The following is a 22,787-nucleotide window of genomic DNA, read 5'->3' as shown; positions in this document are numbered from 1 at the left end:
ATATTTTTTATGTCACTTTTTGTTACGGAATTTTCAGAAAATCTTATCATATTTAAAGACTGTCTTTTTTAACTTTTTAATACGATTAAAAAACAATGAAACCTTTAAATTTGTTAAACAAACGTAAATAAAACAGAAATGAACGATTTAAAAAATAAAAACGCACTGATTACAGGAGCGGGAAAAGGAATAGGAAAAGCAATTGCAATTGCTCTGGCAAAAGAAGGCGTAAATCTGATATTGGTAGCCCGCACCCAATCAGAAATTGATGCTGTGGCACAGCAAGTACAGACTTTTGGTGTAAAAGCCCTGGCTCTAACTGCAGATGTTTCCAATATGGATTCTGTAAATACAGCCGTGGAAAAAGCCTTAACCGAATTTGAAATTATTGATATTCTTATCAACAATGCCGGTATTGCTGCTTTTGGTAAATTTTTAGATTTAGAACCTACCGAATGGGAACGCATTATTCAGGTGAATGTAATGGGAATTTATTATGTAACCCGTGCTGTTGTTCCTAACATGATAGAAAGACAAACGGGTGATATCATCAATATTTCATCCACTGCGGGATTAGCAGGAAATGCACTTACAAGTGCTTACAGTGCTTCTAAATTTGCTGTGCTTGGATTAACCGACTCGTTAATGCAGGAAATGCGTAAACATAATATTCGTGTATCCGCTTTAACACCAAGTACCGTGGCTACTGACATGGCCAAAGATTTAAATTTGACAGACGGAAATCCTGAGAAAGTAATGCAATCCGAAGATATGGCCGAATTAATTGTAGCACAGTTAAAACTCAACCGTCGCGTGTTTATAAAAAACAGCAGTATCTGGTCGACAAACCCTTAATTATATATTGAAATGGAACAATATTTAAGACAATTAATCGAAATCGAATTTGAAGACAAAAAAGAACTCTATACCGGATTTCTTATTGACTATTCTGACGATTGGATTTTATTAAGAAACAATCCTGTAGACTTTATAGTAGATGGATTTGTTATTCTGAGGAACAGGAATATAGCAAACATTCACAGAGATGAACAGCTTGAATTTACTGAAAAAGTGATTCGGCTAAAAGGAGTAAAAACAAACGCTGAGGACATTATCCCAATTAGAGATTTAGATACCATTATCCATTATCTTGATAAGAAATATGGTGTTTTCCAAATTGCAAAAAAATCAGCTAAATCTGCCTATTTAGGAAAATTAATAGCACTCAACAATGAAGAACTTACGATTGATTTTCTGGACATCAGAGGTGAATTTGGAGGTGAGTTAAGTTTTAATCCCGAAAAAATAAGAGTAATTGAATTTGATACTGATTACATCAATTCCTTAAAACTATTAATTTAGACAAATAAATTAAAGATTACATCCACACTGAAACCATTAAAAATCAACAGAATATTTTTTATTGCATTGATTTTTAATGGTTTTTATTTATTTTTAAAAAAAATCGAACTTCGCTCCCAACCTTTTTCTCTTTTTAATCCTCTTTAGTAGAAAGACAACAATTGTGATAAACGAAAACTTAATTTCTGACTGCAAAAAAATGCACCGTGATGCCCAGCGTCAGGTGTATGAGCTCATGGCTCCAAAACTGTATCGCACTTGCAAGCGCTACCTAAAGAAAGAAGAAGAAATAGAGGAAGCACTGGCCGATGCTTTCTATACTATTTTTACTAAACTCGATCAACTTAAAGAATGGGGTGCTTTTGAATCCTGGTCCCGAAAAATTACTGTCAACCATTGTCTGGCAACCATCAAAAAGAAAACCAATTTCAATTTATATCTTGATGATGTGAGTATGATCTCACAGCCTTTTACTGATGAAGTAACAGAACTTGAAGAGGAAGATTTACTCCATTTATTGGATCAGCTTCCTGAAGGCTGCAAAACTATTTTTAATCTTTTCGTTATTGAAGGCTATGCGCACAAAGAAATTGCGGCCATGCTTCATATTTCCGAAGGCACATCCAAATCACAATTGAATGCTTCGAAAACAAAACTGAAAGAATTAGTAAACAATTTGTATTACCAAAAAGCAAAATAGTCATGGACAATCAAGATAAAATATTCGAAAAAATAAAAAATGCGGCTCAAAAAAATGAGGGAAAAGACTTTGCTGCATTCGAAAAAGTATGGTCTCGTGTAGAAGAAAAACTCGATAAAAAAGAAGATAAAAAAGTAATTGTACTTTGGAAAAAGTTAGCCATTGCTGCTTCACTTCTATTGTTTTTTTCTTTAGGATATCAATTTTTAAAAACAGACCGAAATCAAATTACTCCAAAAAACACCAAAGAAAATCCAATTGTAATCAAAGGAAAAACTAATCCAAAAATTACTTCTCCAAAGGACACAAAAGAAAACAATGTAGTAATTCAGAAAAAAACGGAGTCAAAACCAACCGATAAATTTTCAAAAAACATCAAATCCAATGCGGAAGTCATCCTAAAAAAACAAATGGAAAACCCAGTTGCTTTGACTGAAGCAGATACAATTTCAAAAATAAATACCAGCACTAATGGAAATGGAATTGCATCAATGCAAGCAAAAAGCGTGGCTTTAAATGAAGTCATTGTTGTAGGCTATGGTACACAAAAAAGAAAAGAGCTCACAGGTTCAGTTACAAGTATTGCTGTAACTAAAGAAAAAAAACAAAAATCTGAAAATATTATTGAAACACTTCAGGGAAGAGTTGCAGAACATAAAATATCAGCTAATACAAGTCAAGGTACCGCTGGTTCCAATCTAAACATTATGATTCGAGGCGGAGGTTCAATTGCATCTGGAAATGAACCTTTATATATTGTTGATGGAGTTCCCATGAATACTGATATATCAGCAATAAAACCTAATGATATTGCAACAATTGATGTATTGAAAGATGCTTCTTCAACAGCTATTTATGGAAGTCGCGGTGCAAACGGAGTGATTCTAATCACTACTAAAAACGGAACACTTCAAAATCTTTCCAAAAAACAATTAGAGCAAAAACTAAAAAAACTGGATAAACAGAAAAAAACAACCTTAAGAATTTTGCCGCCCAAATCGATAGCAGTTTCTCAGGAAGAATACGAAAACTTTGTCGAAAACCAATTTGAAACCCCTAAAAATGCTCCGCTTTCTACTTTTTCAATCGATGTGGACAATGCCTCATATACTAACATTCGTCGTTTTTTAAACAATGGACAAACGGTACCTAAAGACGCTGTGAGAATTGAGGAAATGCTAAACTTTTTCAAATACAAATACCCACAACCACAAGATCAGCATCCGTTTTCGATTAATACAGAATACAGTAATTGTCCCTGGAATCCGAAACACCAATTGCTAAAAATAGGATTGCAGGGCAAAAACATTGCAACCGAAAATTTACCAGCTTCCAATTTGGTTTTCCTGATTGATGTTTCGGGTTCTATGAGCGATGCCAACAAATTACCCTTACTCAAACAATCGATGAAAATTTTAGTAAATGAACTAAGAAAAGAAGATAAAGTGGCCATGGTGGTTTATGCCGGTGCAGCAGGAATGGTGCTGCCTCCCACATCAGGAGATAAAAAACAAACCATCATCAGTGCATTAGACAATCTTAACGCTGGTGGCAGCACTGCCGGTGGAGCAGGAATAGAATTGGCATACAGAACTGCAATGGAAAACTTTATTAAAGGAGGAAATAATCGCGTTGTTCTGGCTACCGACGGCGATTTTAATGTGGGCAACTCCTCTAATACCGACATGCAAAGTTTGATCGAAGAAAAACGCAAATCGGGTATTTACCTGACTTGTCTGGGCTACGGAATGGGGAATTACAAAGACAGTAAAATGGAAATTCTGGCCAACAAAGGCAATGGAAACTATGCGTATATCGATAACATTCAGGAAGCCAATCGATTTTTGGGAAAAGAATACAAAGGTTCGATGTTTGCCATCGCCAAAGATGTAAAAATCCAGATTGAATTCAACCCGAAACATGTGCAAGCGTATCGATTAATTGGTTACGAAAATCGTAAACTCCGTCCGGAAGACTTTAAAAATGACGCCATCGATGCCGGAGAATTAGGAAGCGGACACACAGTAACGGCTTTGTATGAAATTATTCCAACAGGTATTGAAAGTGATTATACCACAGCCGATTTAAAATACACTAAAAGCAATAAAACTGACAATTACAGTAATGAACTGGCAACTATAAAATTCCGCTATAAAAAACCGGATGGAGATAAGAGTATCGAAATGGTGAAAGTAATTGAGAACAAATCCGTTCCATTAAAAAATGCTTCTGATGATTTTAAATTCAGTGCTGCCGTAGCCTGGTTCGGATTAAAGTTAAGAGACTCAGATTTGGTTCCCAATAAATCTACAGACGAAATAAAAAAACTGGCAAAAGAAGGATTGTCTAATGATGAAGACGGTTACAAATCGGAGTTTATCCGATTAACTGAAACTGTAAAATAATAAAAAAGAAAACCATTCATAACTACAAAAACTAAGGATAGTATTTAATTTTTGCAGTTGTGAATGGTTTAAAATTTTATACTAAAATTAAACCAAAGCCTCAACAAATTCCATTCGCACACTGCCATCTTCGTCAATATGTGTCAAATGAACGTGTTGTAAAGTATTGGCTAATTCCGGATTCCAAGGTGTTTTTACTTTAACGTAATTCTCCGTAAAACCGTGAATATACCCTTCTTTATTTTCGCTTTCGAATAAAACGGTTCTGCTCGTTCCTAGCTGACTTTCATAAAAGGCGCGACGCTTTTTAACCGATAAACTGCGTAACATTTTGCTTCGTTTAGCACGTACATTCCCCGGAACTACACCTTCCATCAAAGCAGCTTCGGTATTGTCTCTTTCTGAATACGTAAAAACATGCAAATAGGAAATATCCAAATCATTCAGAAAATGATAGGTTTCTAAGAAATGTTCATCGGTTTCTCCCGGAAAACCTACAATCACATCGACACCAATACAGGCATGAGGCATTACTTCCCGAATTTTACTCACTCTTTCGGTATAAACCTCACGCAAATAACGACGTTTCATTAATTTCAAAATATCATTACTCCCCGATTGTAGCGGAATATGAAAATGCGGTACAAAAGTTCTGCTTTTCGAAACAAACTCAATCGTTTCGTTTTTCAGCAAATTCGGTTCGATAGATGAAATTCGCAAACGCTCAATTCCTTCCACCTCATCCAAAGCCTGAACTAATTCCAGAAAAGTATGTTCGTGTTTTTTGTTTCCAAATTCTCCTTTTCCGTAATCGCCAATATTTACGCCTGTAAGTACAATTTCTTTGATACCTTGTTTCGAAATTTCGTAGGCATTTTTTAATACATTTTGCAATTCGTCACTACGCGAAATTCCACGAGCCAGCGGAATCGTACAATAAGTACATTTGTAATCGCAACCATCCTGCACTTTCAGGAAAGCACGGGTACGATCGCCAATAGAATAACTGCCTACATAGAAATCAGCTTCGGAAATCTCGCAGGAATGCACTTCGCCAATATCATTTTTAGACAAATCATTGATGTAATCGTTTAGTTTGAACTTTTCGGTGGCACCCAAAACCAAATCCACACCATCCACATTGGCCAATTCTTCCGGTTTCAATTGCGCATAGCAACCCATCGCAGCAATAAAGGCGTTGCTGTTTAGTTTCATCGCTTTGCGAACCACTTGTTTGAATTGTTTATCGGCATTTTCGGTTACTGAGCAGGTGTTGATGACATACATATCAGCCACTTCCTCAAAATCCACACGGTCAAATCCTTCGTCCTGTAAGTTACGGGCAATTGTCGAAGTTTCTGAAAAGTTCAGTTTACAGCCTAAGGTATAGAAGGCTACTTTTTTTCTTTTTTCCATAAGTAAGCGCTAATAATGAAATCGTTGTCAAAAATTAGCGTGCGCAAATTTACAAACAAATACGGGAATTTAAAACCCGATTTTCATTATATTTGTAAATAGATTTTAAACCTAAAAATCATGCAATCCACTAATTTACAAAAGGATAAACTGGCATTAATTGAAAAAATTATCCACACGGAAGATCAGAGTACTATAGATTTTTTGAAAAGCATACTTAATGATGAATCTTCTGGTTACGAATTGACCGATGAACAGCAAAAAATCGTTCGGGAAAGTACCGAAAATTATTTATCAGGAAAAGATAAAGGAAAATCCTGGGATGAAATTAAATCTAGATTAACTTCTAAACGAAATGAATAAGTTAAAAGAAGTTCTTTCCATTCAGGCTGAAAATGAATTGGAAGACGCGTTTGACTTTTACAACTTAGTTTCCACAAAAATTGCTGATGAATTCCTTTTTCAAATCAACAACTGTATTCAATCTATTTTATCACATCCGGAATCCTATCCAATAGAATTTGATTCTTATAGAAAAGCAGTTGTGAAAAAATTCCCCTTTGTAATCATTTATACCAAAATTGATACTATCATTTTTATTTCTACCATTTTCCATACCAGTAAAAATCCAAAGAAAAAGTTTAGATAAAAATTTGGGTTTGGCTTCTGTAAAAACTTCGGGCCGGGCTATTCGCTACAATCTTTTACTTCGCTCCGCTTCATAAAAGAATTTTCTCTGCTATCCCTCCCGCAAAACTGCTTACCAATAATATTTTCATTCCTATTTAACTTTTGTAGTTATTTATTGATATATTTGAGATTTAAAAAAATTTAATTAGTAGGATTTACAAATGAAACTTAAAATGTTGGATATAAATTATTATCACGGTCTAGCACTTATTTGTACAATAGGAGTATTTATTTTTAGTTATTTAGCACAAAAAAAAGATGGGAATAATGACCAAAAAGAAATGAGAAATATTATTACTCAACAAAGTAAAAAACTACAAAAAAATCAAGAAAAAATCAGTAAATTGACTTCAGAAAATAATTACCAAATTTCTTTAAGTAATTCTTTAGGAAATGAAAACAAGAGACTTGGAGAAGAAAATAACAGATTAGCTAGTGAAAATAATAGATTAGCTGGAAAAACCAAAGAAAATACAGAACAGATTATCGGTGCAGGGAGTTATCCTATTATTTCAATTGGTGGAGGTGGGAACAACACTCTACAAATAATCATAATGTTAAAAGGTAAATATGCTATACCTAATCTAACGGCTCGAGCTGTAGTTATACCTAATTATACAAATGTTAGCGGACTTGACATGAAGATTACACCTCTCTTTGGTGAAAACATAGAATTTGGAACATTAAGACCACACGAATTTAATTCTTATTCAATCCCATTCAATCAAAAAGAGGTTGCTGCACTTTTTTATTTTAAGTCTGACAACAATAATTGGAATTCAATTATTAGAATAAAAAAAATTGATAATAAACTAAAAAAACTAATAATCATTTCTGAATCTGGAGACGAATATAAATTCGTTCATATTGATGATGATTTCCCAATGAATTCAGAAAATTCGATAACATTATGGAGTAATTCTAAAGTTTCTAGATCAATATTAATAAATGCTGCTAATAAGAATAAATAAATTCCAGCGCGACAAATTCAGAAACTTATCTGGACAATAACAAAAAACCATTAAAAAATCAAGATTAAGAACAACTCTTAAATTCCCCCGCTCCGCAAAGTCTCCGACTTGGAGGATGTATTCATCGGTCTGTGACTGATATAAAAAACAATCGAAAATTAAAATCGATTAAAAACCGCTAGTCAATATATCAAAAATTAAAACCGAAAAAGCAACAATTTTTACAAAATATCTCAGCATATTTCTTACACATTAGTATCTTGCAGTTTTTTTGATAATTATACTCCAAATGAGAAAAACAGCATCACTTCTATTTTTATTCTTCCTTATTTCATTTTCATTACTTGCTCAAAATGATGTGGAATGGGATGGAAAATATCAAATCCAGCTTTCGGATTTTCAATCAAAAGCAACTCAAATTGGTAATGTAAATACAAATAGCATACAAACGGCTTCTGGATTGAATTTTAGTATCCAAATGAGCAATATCGAATTTATGTTTACCAAAAATTTCAATTCAAAAGTCAGTACCACTTTTAAACGAGAATCAGCTTTATTAATAGCAACCGATACCACGACGGCAAACCGAATGGTAAAATTTGCTCAATATGAATTTGATTTATCAGAACTGTACGCTCGTAAACTGAGACAAAAATTATACCTAAATAAAGGAGCTTTTTCAGATATTAGTTTTCTTCAACCACTTTATGATACAATTCAAAAAGAATATGTTGAAGAGCACGGAGAAGCTTCTAAAAAAACCAATTTAGGACAAAAAGAAGAGGTGTTGAAAACACTTAATGAGGATGTTTTAACAAGAATTCAGGAGTTTTCTGATTTTTGTAAAAGCTGTAAACCACCTAAGAAAAAGAAGTAAACCCCCGCTCCTCAAAGTCTCCGACTTTGAGGATGTATTTATCAGTCTGTGACTGATATAAAAAACAATCGAAAATTAAAATCGGTTAAAAACCGAAGTCACTACCTCAAAGTCAGAGACTTTGCGGAGCACTGTAAAATTAAATACTGCATAAAAAAACCATCAAGAAACTAAATAAATTTCTTAATGGTTTTTAATATAAGTAAAAAAGTCTAAGTCAATATAAATCGTTCAATTACCTCAGCAACGCCGTGATCGTTATTAGACGCTACAATTAAATTGCCTTTGTGTCTTAACTCCTGCTCTACATTATCAACCCAAACACCCAGACCGGCATATTCAATCATCGTGACATCATTTTCTGCATTGCCTACTGCAATAATTTCGGTAGGACTAATATTTAATTTTTCAGCAAGAAACTGCACGCTCGCTCCTTTATCAATTCCAGTCTGAGCTACTTCTAAGAAGAAAGGCTTGGACATACAAACACTCAAATGAGGCATAGCCGTTTTCAAATCTTTTTCTACTTCCTTTAAATAATGAGGTTCTTCAAGCAAAATACATTTTATGGCCGGTGATTGCACCCGTTCTTTAAAGTCAGGTACCACTTCGTGTTTCAAACCTGTAATATCTATTTCGATATCAATATATTCTGAACGGGTTTCGCTCACCACATTTCCGTCCAGATAGGTAATAATATGTGTTTTCTTGTATTGACTGTAATTGTACAGCGCATGAATTTGTTCGACAGTCAGATTTTGCTCAAAAATAACTTCATTGCGTGTTAAGTCAGTAATCACACCACCATTAAACGAAATCATATACGAATCCATCAACCCCAGATCCTTAGCATATTCAATCATCGCAGCCGTTGGACGACCGGAAGCTAAAATTATCTTTACACCTTTTTCTTTCGCTTTTTCTAACATCGTTCTGTTCTCAACTGAGATTTCATGATCATCATTCAACAGGGTATCATCCATGTCAAGAACTAACATTTTGTATTTCATATTTTATTTTTTATTTTTTATTGATCATCAAAGTTAAAACTTCAGTGATCTATTAAATATTCAATCGAAACTCTTCAATAACGGGATTAGCCTTAGCAAAATCCGTTTCCTGAATAAACAACTCAACAGCAGCAGACAGACTTCCAAAACCCGCTAATCTGGCCGATTGAATATTGTCTTTCAACAATACATCCACACCTATTGCTTCAATTTTTTCTTTTAAAGCCAACGCCAAAATTTCACTCCCCGAAAACACCTTCATTAATCCCATATCTATTTTTATTTATTTTTTATACTTCCTGTTCATTGTTCTCCTCTTCTTCTAAATCTTCTTCTTCATCATACTCCACATCTTCAAAATCAAATATCTCAGGCTCTTCCATCATTTTTTCGGCTAAAATTTCGATTCTTTCAGAAAACTGATTACCAAAAATAATTCGCTGTGTTTTAGCAATACTATTAGAAATACGCATGATTTTTGTTTCATGACGCAATTTCAAAATTGGATTCGCATCATCCAGAATAAACATTTTCAATCGGTTTACATTATATCCGGCTGTAGAAAACATTTCATTCAGTTTATGTGGTGTACCTATTAAAACGTCGATTCCTGTTGAAATGTAATTTTTATCATAATCCATATCACCTTTATCATGAACGCCATAAACCTCCAGATTACTGTATTTTCCATATTTTTCAAAAAGCGCTTCCATTTCCAGCACTTTGGGTTTGTCTTCCACAATAATCAAAGCTCTTGGCGATTCTTCATTGGAACCTATCAGCCGCTGAATCACATTGAGTACAATTGTTGTCGTTTTTCCTTCACCATCCGGAGCAATGATAATACAATCCACTCCGCTTTTTATAGTCGAAAAAGTTTCTTTCTGAATATCATTTGCCTCTGTTAATCCGTTTTCAATTAAAGCTTGCTTTAAGGTTTCGTTTATTTTTTTTAGTTTCATCTATTTTAGATTGAAAAATTTAATCATTGAAAAATTAAAAGATTATTTCTCCTAATTTTAAAACCTTTAAATCTTTAAATTATTCCATTATTTGGAAGCAAACAGCTTCACATCATTTTCAGAAATCTGGCTTCCGCCAAGGATAATCAAACGCTCAATTACATTTCGTAATTCACGAATATTTCCTGTCCAGTCATATTCCTGAAGTAATTTAATCGCATCATCAGAAAATTTCTTCACTGCTGTTCCCTGTTCTGAAGCAATTTTGTTTGAAAAATGATTCACTAACAAAGGAATATCTTCCCGTCTGTCATTCAGCGAAGGTACTTTAATTAAAATTACCGCTAACCGATGGTATAAATCTTCTCTAAAACGTCCTTCTTCAATTTCCTTTTTCAAATCTTTATTTGTGGCAGCAACAACGCGTACATCTACTTTTATGTCTTTATCAGCACCCACTCTGGTAATGATATTTTCCTGCAATGCACGCAACACTTTGGCCTGAGCCGAAAGACTCATATCACCTATTTCATCCAGAAAAATTGTTCCTTTATCAGCTGCTTCAAACTTTCCGGCACGGTCTTTAACCGCCGAAGTAAAAGCGCCTTTTACGTGACCAAAAAGCTCACTCTCAATCAATTCAGAAGGAATTGCAGCGCAGTTTACCTCAACAAGAGGAAAACCGGCACGTTCACTTTTTTCATGCAACTGATGCGCTACCAGTTCTTTTCCGGTTCCGTTAGGACCTGTAACCAGAACACGCGCCTCTGTGGGTGCGACCTTATCAATCATCATTTTGATGTGATTAATAGCTTCGCTTTCGCCAATCATTTCGTAGTTTTTGCTTACTTTTTTCTTCAGAATTTTATTTTCAACGACCAGTTGTTTCCGGTCTAAAGCATTGCGAACCGTATTCAATAACCTGTTTAAATCAGGCGGTTTCGAAATATAATCAAAGGCTCCCAAACGCATCGCATTAATGGCCGTTTCCATATCTCCATGTCCGGAAATCATCACTATCGGAATTTCCGACTTTATTTTTTTGACTTCTTCCAATAATTCAACACCATCCATTTTAGGCATTTTGATGTCACACAATACCAGGTCGTAATCGTTATTTTTTATTTTTTCACATCCCGAAACTCCATCTTCTGCTTCTTCTACCTGATAACTTTCATTTTCTTCAGAAAGAATTTTTGTCAGCACTCTTCTGATAGCCGCTTCGTCTTCTATAATTAATATTTTACTCATAGTTTTTTTATTTAATCTCTCTGATTGTTCTTTTGAGAATCAGAATCAGCTTTAGTCTTAATTAGATGCACATCCAGTTGCGGAAACGAAATACGGATATCATTTTTAGCAAATAAATCATAGATTTTAAAACGTATCTGACTTTGAATTCCCGGAGTCTGCATGCCGTGATACACATAAAAATGTACTGCAAATTCTAAGGAAGAATCTCCAAACTCATCAAAAGTAACGTTGATTCTGCTGGTAGGCACAATCCCTTCTATGGAATCTACTGCTTCTAAAAGTAATTTTTCAACCAGACGAACATCACTTTCATAGGCTACCCTGACAGATACTTTTTCGCGATTACTGGAATTATTTTGTGTCCAGTTAAAAAGCGTATCTTCCATAAATTTATGGTTCGGAATGACCATTACACGATCGTTTCTGGTAAACATAACTGTAGTACGCAATTTTATTTCCTGTACTTCTCCTACTCTTCCGTCAACTTCGATAATATCACCTACGTGCAAAGACTGATCCAGTATTATTAATATTCCGGAAATAATATCCTGGAAAAAAGTTTTTAAGGCAAAACCTAATCCAACAAATAAGGCTGCTGAAGCGGTTAAAAGTACATTAACATTGACGCCTGTAGCATTTAAAATCAATACTATTACAAATAGAAAAACAATGTATCTGAAAACCTGAAAAACACTGTTAAATCGCTTCTTATCGTTAAGAGGAAGTTTTCTGCTGAATAATTTCTGAATTAATTTTAAAACAATTGAGGTGACTGCAATGGCAATAATTATTAGTCCTACATCTAATAAAGAAATCTTTATATCTTTTCCGTTTATGAAATCATAGGAAACAAAATCAACAATATCCTGCCACATAATTTTTAATATTTAAGCCATTTGTAAAGTTCTTTCCACGATGGTTTCTTACCATACATTAATATGCCTACACGATAAATTTTGGCTGCAAACCATACTACTGCCAAAAAAGTAGCAAATAGTAAAGTTAATGAAATTGCAATTTGCCACCAAGGAACTCCAAAAGGAATCCTCATCAGCATCACAATAGGGGATGTTAATGGAAAAATCGAAAAAGCAACTGCAATAGTACTGTCAGGATCGTTTACAACACTAAAAAAACCAATATAGACACTTAATATCAAAGGCATAATTATCGGTAACAGAAATTGCTGTGAATCCGTTTGATTATCAACAGCTGCGCCAATAGCAGCATAAAAGGAACTGTATAAAAAATAACCGCCTATAAAATAAACGATAAAACTTATCAGAATACCGGCAATAGGTAAATTCCATATTTCCTTAATAAATAGTTGTGCTGTTCCGGCAAATTCTGTTTGTGTATGAGTTAATAATCCTGAAGACAAATGAGCTGAGGTCCCTACATCGACACCTAAAAAAGCAGAAGCTAAAAACAGCAGAGAAAGTCCTATAATTACCCAAATACTAAACTGTAAAATTCCGGCCAGAGAAGTTCCTATAATCTTTCCAATCATCAGTTGAAACGGCTTTACTGAAGAAATGATAATCTCTATAATCCGGTTTGTTTTTTCTTCGATAACACTGCGCATTACCATGTTTCCATAAATAATGATAAACATCATAATCAGATAGCCAAAAGCACCTCCGATAGCAATTTTCGCTTCATTTAGCCCTTTAACACCTTGTTCTCCGGATGTTTTAGCAATAGTAATAGTCACATTTGCCTGCGCTTTTTGAATCGCTAAAGTGTCTAAATGCGCTTTTTCAAAATTAAGCTGAGTAATTTTCCGGGCAATAACAGCCTGTGTATTTTCTATAAAAGAAATGCTTGGACTGGCATTTGAAATAAATTCGATTTTATGTTCTAATGCTGTAACATCAGTTGTTGCCGGAATTATTAATAATCCTTCGTACCCATTATTTACACTGTCTTTTAAATACTGATTGTCAATTTGCGAAAAATCAAGATACTTATAAGCTCCGTCTTCTGAATTCTGGGCTAAAAAGTCTTTTACAAACAATCCTGTTTCATCATGAACAGCCACACGCTTAACGGTAGTTTCAGTGGTACTTAAATAGCCCACAAATATTGCTATTGCTACAAATAATAACGGGCTTAAAAAAGTCATTACAATAAAAGATTTATTGCGCACTTTGGCAAAAAACTCTCTTTTTATAATTAGTGATATGATGCTCATTTCCTGATTTTAGATATTAGATTTTAGATATTAGATTTTAGATTTAACTCCGAAATCTAAACTTTGTTTTCTGTTACAGTTTGAATAAAAATATCATGTACTGTTGGAATTTTTTCTACGAAATGAGTGAGTTGCCCCCGTTGGGTTAAAAGATTCAATAATTCATTTGGAGCCGAATTCCCTAACTGTATTTCCAGTTTTAATTCATTATTCAAAGATTTAAAATGAGCCGGACTCACCATAAACTGCTGAGTAATATCATACATTAGTCCTTCTACATTGTCAGTTAAAATACCCACTTCAAAACTGTTGGTTTTATGCTGTCTTTTAACATCATCTAATTTCCCTTCGATTAATTTATTAGATTTATGAATCAGTGCAATATGATCGCATAATTCCTCCACACTTTCCATTCTGTGAGTCGAAAAAATAATGGTAGCTCCCTGTTCTTTCAAAGCGAGAATTTCGTCTTTGATTACATTTGCGTTTACTGGGTCAAAACCGGAAAATGGTTCATCAAAAATCAGCAATTTGGGCTGATGCAGTACACAAACCACAAACTGAATTTTTTGTGCCATTCCTTTAGAAAGTTCCTGGATTTTCTTATTCCACCAGCCCTGAATTCCTAATCTGTCAAACCAGTAATCCAGCTGCTTTTTGGCCTCAGTCTTGGACAAACCTTTCATTTGTGCCAGATACAAGCATTGTTCACCTACTTTCATACTTTGATACAAGCCTCTTTCTTCAGGAAGATACCCAATGTATTGAACGTGCTTAGGCTGCAATTTTTCTCCATCAAGAATAATTTGTCCGCTGTCGGGCATAGTAATTTGATTGATAATGCGAATGAGTGATGTTTTTCCGGCACCGTTAGGACCTAAAAGTCCGTAAATACTACCTCTGGGAACATTTAAAGAGACTTCGTTAAGCGCTACATAATTACCGTATTGCTTCACTACTTTATTGACTTCTAATAAGATATTCATCTTTTTTTGAATTTTCTTCTTGGGTTTGGTCTTTTTGACCTTGCGTGTGTAAAAGTAAATAATTACTACCTAAATAGCTTAGATTATGGTATAAAAAAACCCATCTTCATTTTATTCGGATGGGTTTTTACAACTATTTGAATTACAAAAAAGCTTAAGAAAACATATCTTTTACTTTTTCGAAAAATGATTTATCTGATTTTTCAGGATTTGGAGAAAAATTATCATCTTCTAAATTTTTCTCGAAAAATTGTTTTTGTTCTTTATTCAGCGTTTTAGGTGTCCAGACATTTACGTGAACCAGCAAATCTCCGTTTCCATAACCATTGATACTTGGAATACCTTTTCCTTTTAATCGAAGAATTTTTCCGGACTGAATTCCTTCTTCTAATTTAATTCTCACTTTACCATTGATAGCTTCAATATCTTTAGAAACTCCAAGAACCGCTTCAGGGAAACTTACATATAAATCATAATGCAGATTTTCTCCTTCACGCTTTAAAAATTCATGTTCTAATTCTTCAATTGCCACAATTAAATCTCCCGGAATACTGTTTCCAGGTGCATCGTTTCCTTTGTTGGAAACTTTTAACTGCATACCATCAACAACACCGGCCGGAATTTTAATAGAAACAGTTTCGTCTTCTACAATCATCCCCTGTGCATCCGCATTAGATGGTTTTTTATCTAAAATCTGACCGGAACCGCCACAGGCAGGACAAGTTGTCGCAGACTGCATTCTGCCCAGAATGGTATTTGTCACCCGCATTACCTGACCCTGACCATTACAGGTAGAACAGGTTTTATAGGAAACTCCAGGAGCCTGAACTTTTCTTTTAACTTTTACTTTTTTCTCTACTCCATTAGCAATTTCTTCCAAAGTTAACTTTACTTTGATACGCAAATTACTTCCCTTAGCACGACGGACTCCGCCACGGCTTCCGCCTCCGCCAAAGCCACCGAAACCACCGCCAAAGATATCACCAAACTGACTGAAGATATCATCCATATTCATGTGTCCATGACCGCCAAATCCTCCGGAACCATCAAAAGCCTGATGCCCATACTGGTCATACTTTGCTTTTTTGTCAGGATCTCCTAAAACTTCATAAGCTTCCGCTGCTTCTTTGAATTTTTCCTCTGCCGCTTTGTCTCCCGGATTTTTGTCAGGGTGAAACTCAATTGCTTTCTTTCTATAGGCTTTCTTTATTGCCGCAGTGTCCGCATTTTTAGAAACACCTAATATGTCGTAAAAATCTTTTTTCATTTGTATTTATTTTTTTTAAAATGCACAGCTGTACATTTCTAACCCAATTTACTGCCCAATAACTACTTTTGGAAAACGGATAATTTTATCTCCCAGTTTGTATCCTTTTTCAAGAACATCCACTATTTTCCCTTTTAATTTAGGTGTTGGTGCAGGAATTTGAGTAATTGCTTCTGCAAAATCAGCATCAAAACCGTCTCCTACCTTTACATCAACTAATTCTAATCCTTTTGAAGATAAAGTGCTTTTAAGCTTTTCATGAATCAGCTCAACTCCTTTAGTCAGTGTCTCGTCTTCTGATTTAGCAATTTCAATTAAAGCTCTGTCAAAATCATCTAAAACAGGTAACATTGCCAGTAAAACTTCCTGGTTAGCTGTTTTAAATAAATCAATACGCTCTTTTGAAGTTCTTCTTTTATAATTTTCAAATTCAGCAAATAATCGTAAGTGTTTGTCTTTTTCATTCGCTAAGTCTTTTGCTAATTGCTCTTCAACACTTAACTCCTCAGTAACTGCCTGCTCTTCGCCTGCTGTATTTTCAATTGTTACCTCATCTTTTTCTTTATCGATTTCTGTATTCTCAGTACTCATATTTCCCTTATTTTTAAAAATATTCTTAAACTTCATTTTTACACTTTCCTTTGGATAGCAAAAGTACTGCCAAATCAGACTAAATGTCAAATTGTCACTCTTTTTCCTAATAGTTATTTTTAATAGCTGTTTTTTCTTAAATTATTTTTTTTATACTTTTAAAATAAAAATTTAGTAATTTTTTAAGACATATTTCAAATAGATTCTATATGTTTGTTATTAGGTTCTAATCAGTTTCTGATTTTTAGAATATAAAAATCGATACTGGTTCCAAAACAATTATTAATTCACCATTACTCATATTAAAAAAAGCTTTGTCTTAAAGGGGACAAAGCTTTTTTTATATTATTTTTTTCTGATTAAATCAAAGCATTTTTCAAACCTTCAAAGTCCAGATTTACTTGTTCTCCTGAAACTAAATTTTTAAGCGAATAACTCCCTGAACTCATTTCTTCACCGCCCACAATCACCGCAAAAGGGATATTTCGCTTATCAGCATGCTGAAATTGCTTTCCCACCTTCGCCTTATCAGGATACAATTCTGCTTTTATACCTGAATCTCTTAATTTTTTAATAGCCTGTAAAGCATAAAATGCTTCGGCATCACCATAATTAATAAACAAGGCTTTTGAACTTGCGGTAACAGTCTCCGGAAATAAATTCAATTCCTCTACAACCAGATAAATACGATCCAATCCAAAAGAAATCCCCACACCGCTCATGTTTTTCAAACCAAAAATCCCGGTCAGATCATCATATCTTCCGCCGCCGCCGATGGACCCCATAGCCACTCCCTTAGGCGCTGCCACTTCAAAAATAGCTCCTGTATAATAATTCAACCCACGTGCCAGAGTCACATCCAGATCTAAAATAGCTGTTGACAATCCCAGTTTAGTGACATTATCACATATAAAGCGTAACTCTTCTACTCCTTTCATTCCTTCTTCAGACGTAGCTAACAAACCTGAAAGTTGTTCAATTTTTTCCGAAATAGTTCCTGAAAAAGAAAATAACGGCTGCACTTTTACAATCGCTTCCTCGGTAATTCCTTTTTCAACCATTTCTTTTTTTACACCCTCTTCTCCAATTTTATCCAGCTTATCCAAAGCAACCGTAAAATCAATTAATTTATCCGAAGCACCAATTACCTCAGCAATTCCGGATAATATTTTTCGGTTATTGATTTTAACCGTAACTCCGTTTAAACCTAAAGCAGTAAAAACAGTATCGTACAATTGAACCAATTCTACTTCCTGCCACAATGATTTCGAACCCACAACATCGGCATCACATTGAAAAAATTCTCTGAAACGTCCTTTTTGCGGACGGTCAGCACGCCAAACCGGTTGGATTTGGTATCTTTTAAAAGGAAACTCAATTTCATTCTGGTGTTGCACCACATATCTGGCAAAAGGTACTGTCAAGTCATAACGCAACGCTTTTTCAGAAATACTGGATGTTAATTTTGAAGATATCTTTTCTGTTAAATGAACAATTAAAAACTTATCTAATTGCTTTTTTAAAGCATATAAATCGGATTCTTTTTGTTCTCCTTCTAAATAAAATTCTATTGCCTCTCTTATACTGTTATTTTCAGAAAGAAAATCTTGAATATCTTTAGGAAAACTAACTAAAAACTTATTTTTTCCTACCTCCTCAGTTTTATCATAAAGATTTTGAAAATAATTTTTAAGTTTTTTTTCTTCATCTTTAAATGTAACTAAAACATTTTCATTGAAATATTTACCCGAATTCAATATTTTAAAAATCAATCGGTCGCCTTCTTCTCCGTATTTACCCATTAAGGTTTCTGAATTTTCAAACGAAGGGGTTTCTATCGGTTGGAAACCAAATTTCTCAAAATTGCTTTTTATTGTTTGAATGATATATTGACGTTTAGCCACCTCAGCCGGTGAAAAATCTCTTGTCCCTTTAGGAATACTTGGTTTTGATGCCATTTTAATATGATTTCAGATATTAGATTTTAGATTTAAAATTGGAACAGATTTTAAAAAAGCAGCTTCTTAAATTGAATGTCAAAAATCTTAAATCTTAAATTTCGCCTGCAAATATCTTATTTTTAAAATAAATAATCATCCTTGAAAACAAACTTCTGTCAAAAATTGTATTTTCGTATCAAACTACAATCATGAGCAATTTATTAAAGGAAAATATAAAGATAGCTTCCGGTTCGATAAAAACCCAAATCCTAAGAACAATCCTTACTATAGTTATTATCGCTATTGGAATCACGGCTCTGGTAGGAATTCTCACAGTAGTTTCAGCTTTAGAAAACACGATTTCTTCTGATTTTGCTTCAATGGGAGCTAACACTTTCAATATTAACCGTTATGAAAACACCGTAAAAAAACAAGGTGGAAATGAACGGGAAATTATCAACCCTGTTATTTCTTATCCGGAAGCAGTAGCTTTTAAAAACAAATACAACTTTCCGCTTTCGCAAACCTCACTTTCCTTTAAAGCTACTTCTACAGCCGAAGTAAAATTTGAAGCTCAGAAAACTGATCCTGAAATTTCTGTTTTGGGTGTAGATGAGTATTTTGTAACTAATTCAGGACTGGAAACCAGTCAGGGACGTAATTTCAATAATTTTGATATCAGCAACAATAATTATGTTTGTGTAGTAGGTTCTGATTTTGAAAAAGGTCTGTTAAAAGACGTTAACCCCATTAATAAAATCATTTCGATACGGGGCGCACGTTTTAAAGTTATTGGTGTTTTAAAAGAAAAAGGCTCTACTTTTGGCAACAGCCAGGATCTAAGAGTCCTGATTCCTATTCAGCTGGCACGGTCCTTATTTACAGCTCCTAACATCAATTACAGCCTGAGTGTAATGGTAAATAACAAAGATTTTATGGAACAAGCCACCGATGATGCCATTAGCACCATGCGTAGTATCCGAAAACTGAGTCCGGTAAAAGAAAATAACTTTGGTATTGTCAGAAGTGATGATCTGATTAACCGAATACTTAGCATTACCCAATATCTTGGCTGGGCAGCATGGGTGATTAGTATTGTAACAATTTTGGGGTCGTCGATTGCTTTAATGAATATCATGATTGTTTCTGTTACAGAACGCACCCGGGAAATTGGAGTGCGAAAAGCATTGGGTGCCAAACGCTCAACGGTTGCCATTCAGTTTTTTATAGAAACACTATTAATTGGTCAATTAGGAGGACTCGCCGGTATTATTTTCGGAATATTAATAGGTTACGGAATCGCCACTGCCTTGAGTTTCGCCTTTATAATTCCATGGATGGCTATTTTTGCTGCTTTTGCAACAAGTTTTGTCGTAGCCATTGTCTCCGGATTATATCCCGCCATTAAAGCAGCCAAATTAGATCCTATTGAAGCGTTGCGATACGAATAAGTAGTAGTGAAGTGTTTTTCGGTAATCAGTCTAAACATTCGTAAAAAAGCAAAACACTAAATATTACCTACAGAATACTACATCTTGTCATCCTGTCATTCTCATAAATATCTTTTCGCAGTTCAATATTTTTGAAATTCATTTTTTCGAGTAACGCTACCATTTCTTTTCCAAGATACTGATTAATTTCAAAAAATAACTGTCCGTTTGGAGTTAGATGATGTTGCGCTAATTCGGCTATTTTCCGATAAAAAATTAAAGCTTGATCGTCTTCAACAAAAAGAGCCAAATGCGGTTCATGATCCAGAACATTCTTCCTGATTTCGTCTTTTTCCAAATTTCGGACATAAGGCGGATTAGAAACAATGATATCAAACTGTTGCTCTAAATCCTCTGTTCCTAAAATATTCTTATGAATAAAAGTGACATTCACCTGATTTTTTTCGGCGTTTTTCCGGGCTGTAGCCAAAGCTTTCTCCGATATATCAATAGCAAAAACTTCTGCATTCTGAATATTTTTAGCCAATGAAATTGCAATACAGCCACTGCCGGTACCAATGTCTAAAATTCTTAACTTCTCACTTCTCCTTGCAGACTTCTCACTTTCAACAATCCAATCGACAAGTTCTTCCGTTTCTGGTCTCGGAATCAAAACATTCTCATTTACTTCAAATTCCAATCCGTAAAAATGAGTTTTTCCAAGCAGGTATTGCACCGGAATCTCTAATTTCAGTTGTTCCAAAATAACATTCCAATCTGCAATCTCTGCTTTAGAAAAAACCAAATCAGGATACAAAGCCAGATCAATTCGCCTCAGTTGTTTTTTTTCTTCTAAAATCAGATAGAAAAAACTTTCCGCTTCTACTGTATCGTAAAAGGGTAAAAGTGCCTGAATAAACTGCGTTCTGTATTGCTTGATTTGCATGTTTCCACTAAAATTTAAAAAAGCAAAAATAAGAATACTTTATTGTAATTTTTAGTGCTTTTAAAACTAAATCATAAACTCAAAAATAACTACTTTTGTCTTGTGAAGATACATGAAAAATACCTCGCACGCTGCATTCAACTGGCTAAAAACGGCTTAGGAACCACCTACCCTAATCCGATGGTTGGCAGTGTGATTGTTTATGAAGACCAAATTATTGGCGAAGGCTGGCATAAAAAAGCAGGCGAACCGCACGCCGAAGTAAATGCTGTAAACGCTGTAAAAGACAAATCATTATTACGAAAAGCAACGATTTATGTGAGTTTAGAACCCTGCAGTCATTTTGGAAAAACACCGCCTTGTTGTGATTTAATCATTCAAAATAAAATCCCAAATGTGGTTATAGGAACGGTAGATCCTAATGAAAAAGTAGCCGGAAAAGGAATCAGAAGGCTCCGGGAAGCTGGAATTAATGTTACTGTAGGTATTCTGGAAAATAAATGCAATGCGCTAAACAAACGTTTTTTCACTTTCCATCGACAAAAAAGACCTTATATTATCCTGAAATGGGCAGAAAGTCCTGACGGATTTATTGCTCCAACAGAAAGAAATGAGCAAAAACCTGTGTGGATTACTAATCCCTATTCGAGACAATTAGTTCATAAATGGCGTAGTGAAGAACAAGCCATTCTAGTGGGCACACAAACCGCCATAGACGACAATCCTAAATTAGATGTAAGAGACTGGTCAGGAAATAATCCGGTAAGAATCGTTTTAGATAAAAACAACAGAATTCCCAAAGAGGCTTACCTGCTGGACAATCAAATCAAAACTATTGTTTTTTGCCAGACAGAAACAAATATAAACCGGGAAAAGCTTATCTTTGAAGTAATTGATTTTAAGCAGAATATAGCTCTGCAAATCGTAGAAATTCTATTTCAGCATCATATTCAATCAGTTATTATTGAAGGCGGCCGTCAGACTTTACAAACTTTTATCGATGAAAACCTTTGGGACGAAGCCCGCATTTTTAAAGGAAAAACAAGCTTTAAAAACGGAACCAAGGCACCACATTTACAAACCAACACAAACCAAAAACAGTTCATTTTAAAAGATGAACTCATAATTTTTACCAATCATGATTAATACTATTATTTTTGATTTTGGAGATATCTTCATCAATCTGGATAAACAAGCCACAATAGACGGACTTAAAAATTTAGGTCTGAAAGAATGGAACAGCGATTTAGATCAATTGAATTTTCAATTTGAAAAAGGTAAAATCTCCAAAGATGAATTTCTAAGCGGTTTTCAAAAACACATGCCCAATGCCGGCATTGATGAAATCTTAAAAGCATGGAATGCTGTTTTACTGGACTTTCCTTTGTATCGCCTGGAGTTTTTACAAATACTTTCGCAAAAGTACCGCCTATTTCTATTAAGTAATACAGATGCCATACACATTGAAACTTTTGAGCAAACAGTAGGCTCTTCTTTTTATGGAGATTTTTATCAGTGCTTTGAAAAAGTTTATTTTTCGTTTGAAATGGGAATGCGAAAACCCGATTCAGAAATCTATCTTACTCTTTTAAACAAACATGAACTACAGCCAAAACGCACTTTATTCATTGACGATAAAAAAGAAAATACAGATGCTGCAGCAGCTCTTGGAATTCATGTCTGGAATCTTCAGGTAGGAAAAGAAGATGTAATTAATTTATTCGAAAAAGAAATACTTTAAAATAGCCTAACAAAATTCAACAGCAATGGCAATTCTGCTTTGAAA

23 protein-coding genes and 1 pseudogene are annotated in these 22,787 nt (G+C 34.4%); 11 read left to right on the top strand and 13 right to left on the bottom strand.

The genetic code is table 11. The features are described from left to right. Positions 1-138: 138 nt before the first annotated feature. The 4 genes from ABS764_RS07915 to ABS764_RS07900 all read left to right on the top strand — a co-directional run bounded on the left by ABS764_RS07915 (position 139) and on the right by ABS764_RS07900 (position 4,467). A complete protein-coding gene (locus ABS764_RS07915) occupies positions 139-855 on the top strand; it encodes a 3-ketoacyl-ACP reductase (RefSeq protein ID WP_408081253.1) in 717 nt (238 codons plus the stop codon). A 12-nt stretch (positions 856-867) separates the two neighbouring features. Beyond that, the gene (locus tag ABS764_RS07910) at positions 868-1,362 is read left to right on the top strand and encodes a hypothetical protein (RefSeq protein ID WP_408081252.1); all 495 of its coding nucleotides are present in this window, start codon (positions 868-870) and stop codon (positions 1,360-1,362) included. Between the two features lie 199 nt (positions 1,363-1,561). Next, the gene (locus ABS764_RS07905) at positions 1,562-2,062 is read left to right on the top strand and encodes an RNA polymerase sigma factor (RefSeq protein WP_408081533.1); all 501 of its coding nucleotides are present in this window, start codon (positions 1,562-1,564) and stop codon (positions 2,060-2,062) included. A gap of 2 nt (positions 2,063-2,064) precedes the next feature. Then, the gene (locus ABS764_RS07900; RefSeq protein WP_408081251.1) at positions 2,065-4,467 is read left to right on the top strand and encodes a vWA domain-containing protein; all 2,403 of its coding nucleotides are present in this window, start codon (positions 2,065-2,067) and stop codon (positions 4,465-4,467) included. A gap of 87 nt (positions 4,468-4,554) precedes the next feature. Here the strand turns inward: ABS764_RS07900 and mtaB are convergent, their stop codons facing one another. Then, positions 4,555-5,883 (bottom strand): tRNA (N(6)-L-threonylcarbamoyladenosine(37)-C(2))-methylthiotransferase MtaB, encoded by a 1,329-nt coding sequence (gene mtaB, locus ABS764_RS07895; RefSeq protein WP_408081250.1) that lies wholly within the window; start codon positions 5,881-5,883, stop codon positions 4,555-4,557. A gap of 120 nt (positions 5,884-6,003) precedes the next feature. Between mtaB and ABS764_RS07890 the strand changes: the two genes are divergently transcribed. From ABS764_RS07890 to ABS764_RS07875, 4 genes are all read left to right on the top strand, one after another. Beyond that, positions 6,004-6,246 carry a hypothetical protein gene (locus tag ABS764_RS07890; RefSeq protein ID WP_408081249.1) on the top strand — a complete coding sequence of 81 codons (243 nt, stop codon included), beginning with the start codon at positions 6,004-6,006 and terminating at the stop codon, positions 6,244-6,246. After that, positions 6,239-6,532 (top strand): type II toxin-antitoxin system RelE/ParE family toxin, encoded by a 294-nt coding sequence (locus ABS764_RS07885; protein ID WP_408081248.1) that lies wholly within the window; start codon positions 6,239-6,241, stop codon positions 6,530-6,532. The genes ABS764_RS07890 and ABS764_RS07885 overlap by 8 nt, the downstream gene beginning before the upstream one ends. Positions 6,533-6,734: 202 nt before the next feature. Beyond that, complete coding sequence (locus ABS764_RS07880; protein ID WP_408081247.1) at positions 6,735-7,544, top strand: hypothetical protein; 810 nt, start codon at positions 6,735-6,737, stop codon at positions 7,542-7,544. A gap of 289 nt (positions 7,545-7,833) precedes the next feature. Beyond that, entirely contained in the window at positions 7,834-8,421 is a 588-nt protein-coding gene (locus tag ABS764_RS07875) for a hypothetical protein (protein ID WP_408081246.1), read from the top strand. A gap of 212 nt (positions 8,422-8,633) precedes the next feature. Here ABS764_RS07875 and ABS764_RS07870 read toward each other — a convergent pair whose 3' ends face one another. The 11 genes and pseudogenes from ABS764_RS07870 to ABS764_RS07820 all read right to left on the bottom strand — a co-directional run. Next, complete coding sequence (locus tag ABS764_RS07870) at positions 8,634-9,431, bottom strand: Cof-type HAD-IIB family hydrolase (protein WP_408081245.1); 798 nt, start codon at positions 9,429-9,431, stop codon at positions 8,634-8,636. 52 nt (positions 9,432-9,483) lie between these two features. Further along, complete coding sequence (locus ABS764_RS07865) at positions 9,484-9,702, bottom strand: putative signal transducing protein (RefSeq protein ID WP_408081244.1); 219 nt, start codon at positions 9,700-9,702, stop codon at positions 9,484-9,486. A gap of 19 nt (positions 9,703-9,721) precedes the next feature. Further along, on the bottom strand, positions 9,722-10,393 hold the full coding sequence (locus ABS764_RS07860; RefSeq protein ID WP_408081243.1) for a DEAD/DEAH box helicase: 672 nt from the start codon (positions 10,391-10,393) through the stop codon (positions 9,722-9,724). A gap of 87 nt (positions 10,394-10,480) precedes the next feature. Next, on the bottom strand, positions 10,481-11,644 hold the full coding sequence (locus tag ABS764_RS07855) for a sigma-54-dependent transcriptional regulator (RefSeq protein WP_408081242.1): 1,164 nt from the start codon (positions 11,642-11,644) through the stop codon (positions 10,481-10,483). A gap of 11 nt (positions 11,645-11,655) precedes the next feature. Then, the gene (locus tag ABS764_RS07850; protein WP_408081241.1) at positions 11,656-12,522 is read right to left on the bottom strand and encodes a mechanosensitive ion channel family protein; all 867 of its coding nucleotides are present in this window, start codon (positions 12,520-12,522) and stop codon (positions 11,656-11,658) included. A gap of 5 nt (positions 12,523-12,527) precedes the next feature. Beyond that, positions 12,528-13,841 carry an ABC transporter permease gene (locus tag ABS764_RS07845; RefSeq protein ID WP_408081240.1) on the bottom strand — a complete coding sequence of 438 codons (1,314 nt, stop codon included), beginning with the start codon at positions 13,839-13,841 and terminating at the stop codon, positions 12,528-12,530. A 56-nt stretch (positions 13,842-13,897) separates the two neighbouring features. Further along, positions 13,898-14,827 carry an ABC transporter ATP-binding protein gene (locus tag ABS764_RS07840; protein WP_408081239.1) on the bottom strand — a complete coding sequence of 310 codons (930 nt, stop codon included), beginning with the start codon at positions 14,825-14,827 and terminating at the stop codon, positions 13,898-13,900. Between the two features lie 154 nt (positions 14,828-14,981). After that, positions 14,982-16,094, bottom strand: coding sequence for a molecular chaperone DnaJ (dnaJ, locus tag ABS764_RS07835; protein WP_408081238.1), 1,113 nt, complete (start codon positions 16,092-16,094; stop codon positions 14,982-14,984). Positions 16,095-16,142: 48 nt separating this feature from the next. Next, the gene (locus ABS764_RS07830; protein ID WP_408081237.1) at positions 16,143-16,721 is read right to left on the bottom strand and encodes a nucleotide exchange factor GrpE; all 579 of its coding nucleotides are present in this window, start codon (positions 16,719-16,721) and stop codon (positions 16,143-16,145) included. 323 nt (positions 16,722-17,044) lie between these two features. Next, positions 17,045-18,181, bottom strand: coding sequence for a histidine--tRNA ligase (gene hisS, locus ABS764_RS07825; protein WP_408081532.1), 1,137 nt, complete (start codon positions 18,179-18,181; stop codon positions 17,045-17,047). A 270-nt stretch (positions 18,182-18,451) separates the two neighbouring features. Continuing rightward, positions 18,452-18,643, bottom strand: a pseudogene (locus ABS764_RS07820) (ATP phosphoribosyltransferase regulatory subunit); the annotation flags it as partial. A gap of 191 nt (positions 18,644-18,834) precedes the next feature. Between ABS764_RS07820 and ABS764_RS07815 the strand changes: the two are divergent. Continuing rightward, complete coding sequence (locus tag ABS764_RS07815) at positions 18,835-20,076, top strand: ABC transporter permease (protein WP_408081236.1); 1,242 nt, start codon at positions 18,835-18,837, stop codon at positions 20,074-20,076. A 67-nt stretch (positions 20,077-20,143) separates the two neighbouring features. Here the strand turns inward: ABS764_RS07815 and prmC are convergent, their stop codons facing one another. Continuing rightward, entirely contained in the window at positions 20,144-21,001 is an 858-nt protein-coding gene (prmC, locus tag ABS764_RS07810) for a peptide chain release factor N(5)-glutamine methyltransferase (protein WP_408081235.1), read from the bottom strand. Between the two features lie 102 nt (positions 21,002-21,103). Here prmC and ribD point away from each other — a divergent pair, with 102 nt between their 5' ends. Continuing rightward, on the top strand, positions 21,104-22,147 hold the full coding sequence (gene ribD / locus ABS764_RS07805; protein ID WP_408081234.1) for a bifunctional diaminohydroxyphosphoribosylaminopyrimidine deaminase/5-amino-6-(5-phosphoribosylamino)uracil reductase RibD: 1,044 nt from the start codon (positions 21,104-21,106) through the stop codon (positions 22,145-22,147). Further along, positions 22,140-22,742 carry an HAD family hydrolase gene (locus tag ABS764_RS07800; RefSeq protein ID WP_408081233.1) on the top strand — a complete coding sequence of 201 codons (603 nt, stop codon included), beginning with the start codon at positions 22,140-22,142 and terminating at the stop codon, positions 22,740-22,742. The genes ribD and ABS764_RS07800 overlap by 8 nt, the downstream gene beginning before the upstream one ends. The last annotated feature ends 45 nt before the right edge of the window (positions 22,743-22,787 follow it).

Origin of the sequence: Flavobacterium plantiphilum (genome assembly GCF_046000495.1) — a bacterium.
GTDB classification, from domain to species: domain Bacteria; phylum Bacteroidota; class Bacteroidia; order Flavobacteriales; family Flavobacteriaceae; genus Flavobacterium; species Flavobacterium plantiphilum.
This window is presented reverse-complemented; position numbering and strand designations above follow the sequence as displayed.

Bases quoted from the DNA above. Each gene is read 5' to 3' on its own strand.
- ABS764_RS07915 (WP_408081253.1), top strand. From the start codon at position 139: ATGAACGATTTAAAAAATAAAAACGCACTGATTACAGGAGCGGGAAAA.
- ABS764_RS07910 (WP_408081252.1), top strand. From the start codon at position 868: ATGGAACAATATTTAAGACAATTAATCGAAATCGAATTTGAAGACAAA.
- ABS764_RS07905 (WP_408081533.1), top strand. From the start codon at position 1,562: ATGCACCGTGATGCCCAGCGTCAGGTGTATGAGCTCATGGCTCCAAAA.
- ABS764_RS07900 (WP_408081251.1), top strand. From the start codon at position 2,065: ATGGACAATCAAGATAAAATATTCGAAAAAATAAAAAATGCGGCTCAA.
- mtaB (WP_408081250.1), bottom strand. From the start codon at position 5,883: ATGGAAAAAAGAAAAAAAGTAGCCTTCTATACCTTAGGCTGTAAACTG.
- ABS764_RS07890 (WP_408081249.1), top strand. From the start codon at position 6,004: ATGCAATCCACTAATTTACAAAAGGATAAACTGGCATTAATTGAAAAA.
- ABS764_RS07885 (WP_408081248.1), top strand. From the start codon at position 6,239: ATGAATAAGTTAAAAGAAGTTCTTTCCATTCAGGCTGAAAATGAATTG.
- ABS764_RS07880 (WP_408081247.1), top strand. From the start codon at position 6,735: ATGAAACTTAAAATGTTGGATATAAATTATTATCACGGTCTAGCACTT.
- ABS764_RS07875 (WP_408081246.1), top strand. From the start codon at position 7,834: ATGAGAAAAACAGCATCACTTCTATTTTTATTCTTCCTTATTTCATTT.
- ABS764_RS07870 (WP_408081245.1), bottom strand. From the start codon at position 9,431: ATGAAATACAAAATGTTAGTTCTTGACATGGATGATACCCTGTTGAAT.
- ABS764_RS07865 (WP_408081244.1), bottom strand. From the start codon at position 9,702: ATGGGATTAATGAAGGTGTTTTCGGGGAGTGAAATTTTGGCGTTGGCT.
- ABS764_RS07860 (WP_408081243.1), bottom strand. From the start codon at position 10,393: ATGAAACTAAAAAAAATAAACGAAACCTTAAAGCAAGCTTTAATTGAA.
- ABS764_RS07855 (WP_408081242.1), bottom strand. From the start codon at position 11,644: ATGAGTAAAATATTAATTATAGAAGACGAAGCGGCTATCAGAAGAGTG.
- ABS764_RS07850 (WP_408081241.1), bottom strand. From the start codon at position 12,522: ATGTGGCAGGATATTGTTGATTTTGTTTCCTATGATTTCATAAACGGA.
- ABS764_RS07845 (WP_408081240.1), bottom strand. From the start codon at position 13,841: ATGAGCATCATATCACTAATTATAAAAAGAGAGTTTTTTGCCAAAGTG.
- ABS764_RS07840 (WP_408081239.1), bottom strand. From the start codon at position 14,827: ATGAATATCTTATTAGAAGTCAATAAAGTAGTGAAGCAATACGGTAAT.
- dnaJ (WP_408081238.1), bottom strand. From the start codon at position 16,094: ATGAAAAAAGATTTTTACGACATATTAGGTGTTTCTAAAAATGCGGAC.
- ABS764_RS07830 (WP_408081237.1), bottom strand. From the start codon at position 16,721: ATGAAGTTTAAGAATATTTTTAAAAATAAGGGAAATATGAGTACTGAG.
- ABS764_RS07815 (WP_408081236.1), top strand. From the start codon at position 18,835: ATGAGCAATTTATTAAAGGAAAATATAAAGATAGCTTCCGGTTCGATA.
- prmC (WP_408081235.1), bottom strand. From the start codon at position 21,001: ATGCAAATCAAGCAATACAGAACGCAGTTTATTCAGGCACTTTTACCC.
- ABS764_RS07800 (WP_408081233.1), top strand. From the start codon at position 22,140: ATGATTAATACTATTATTTTTGATTTTGGAGATATCTTCATCAATCTG.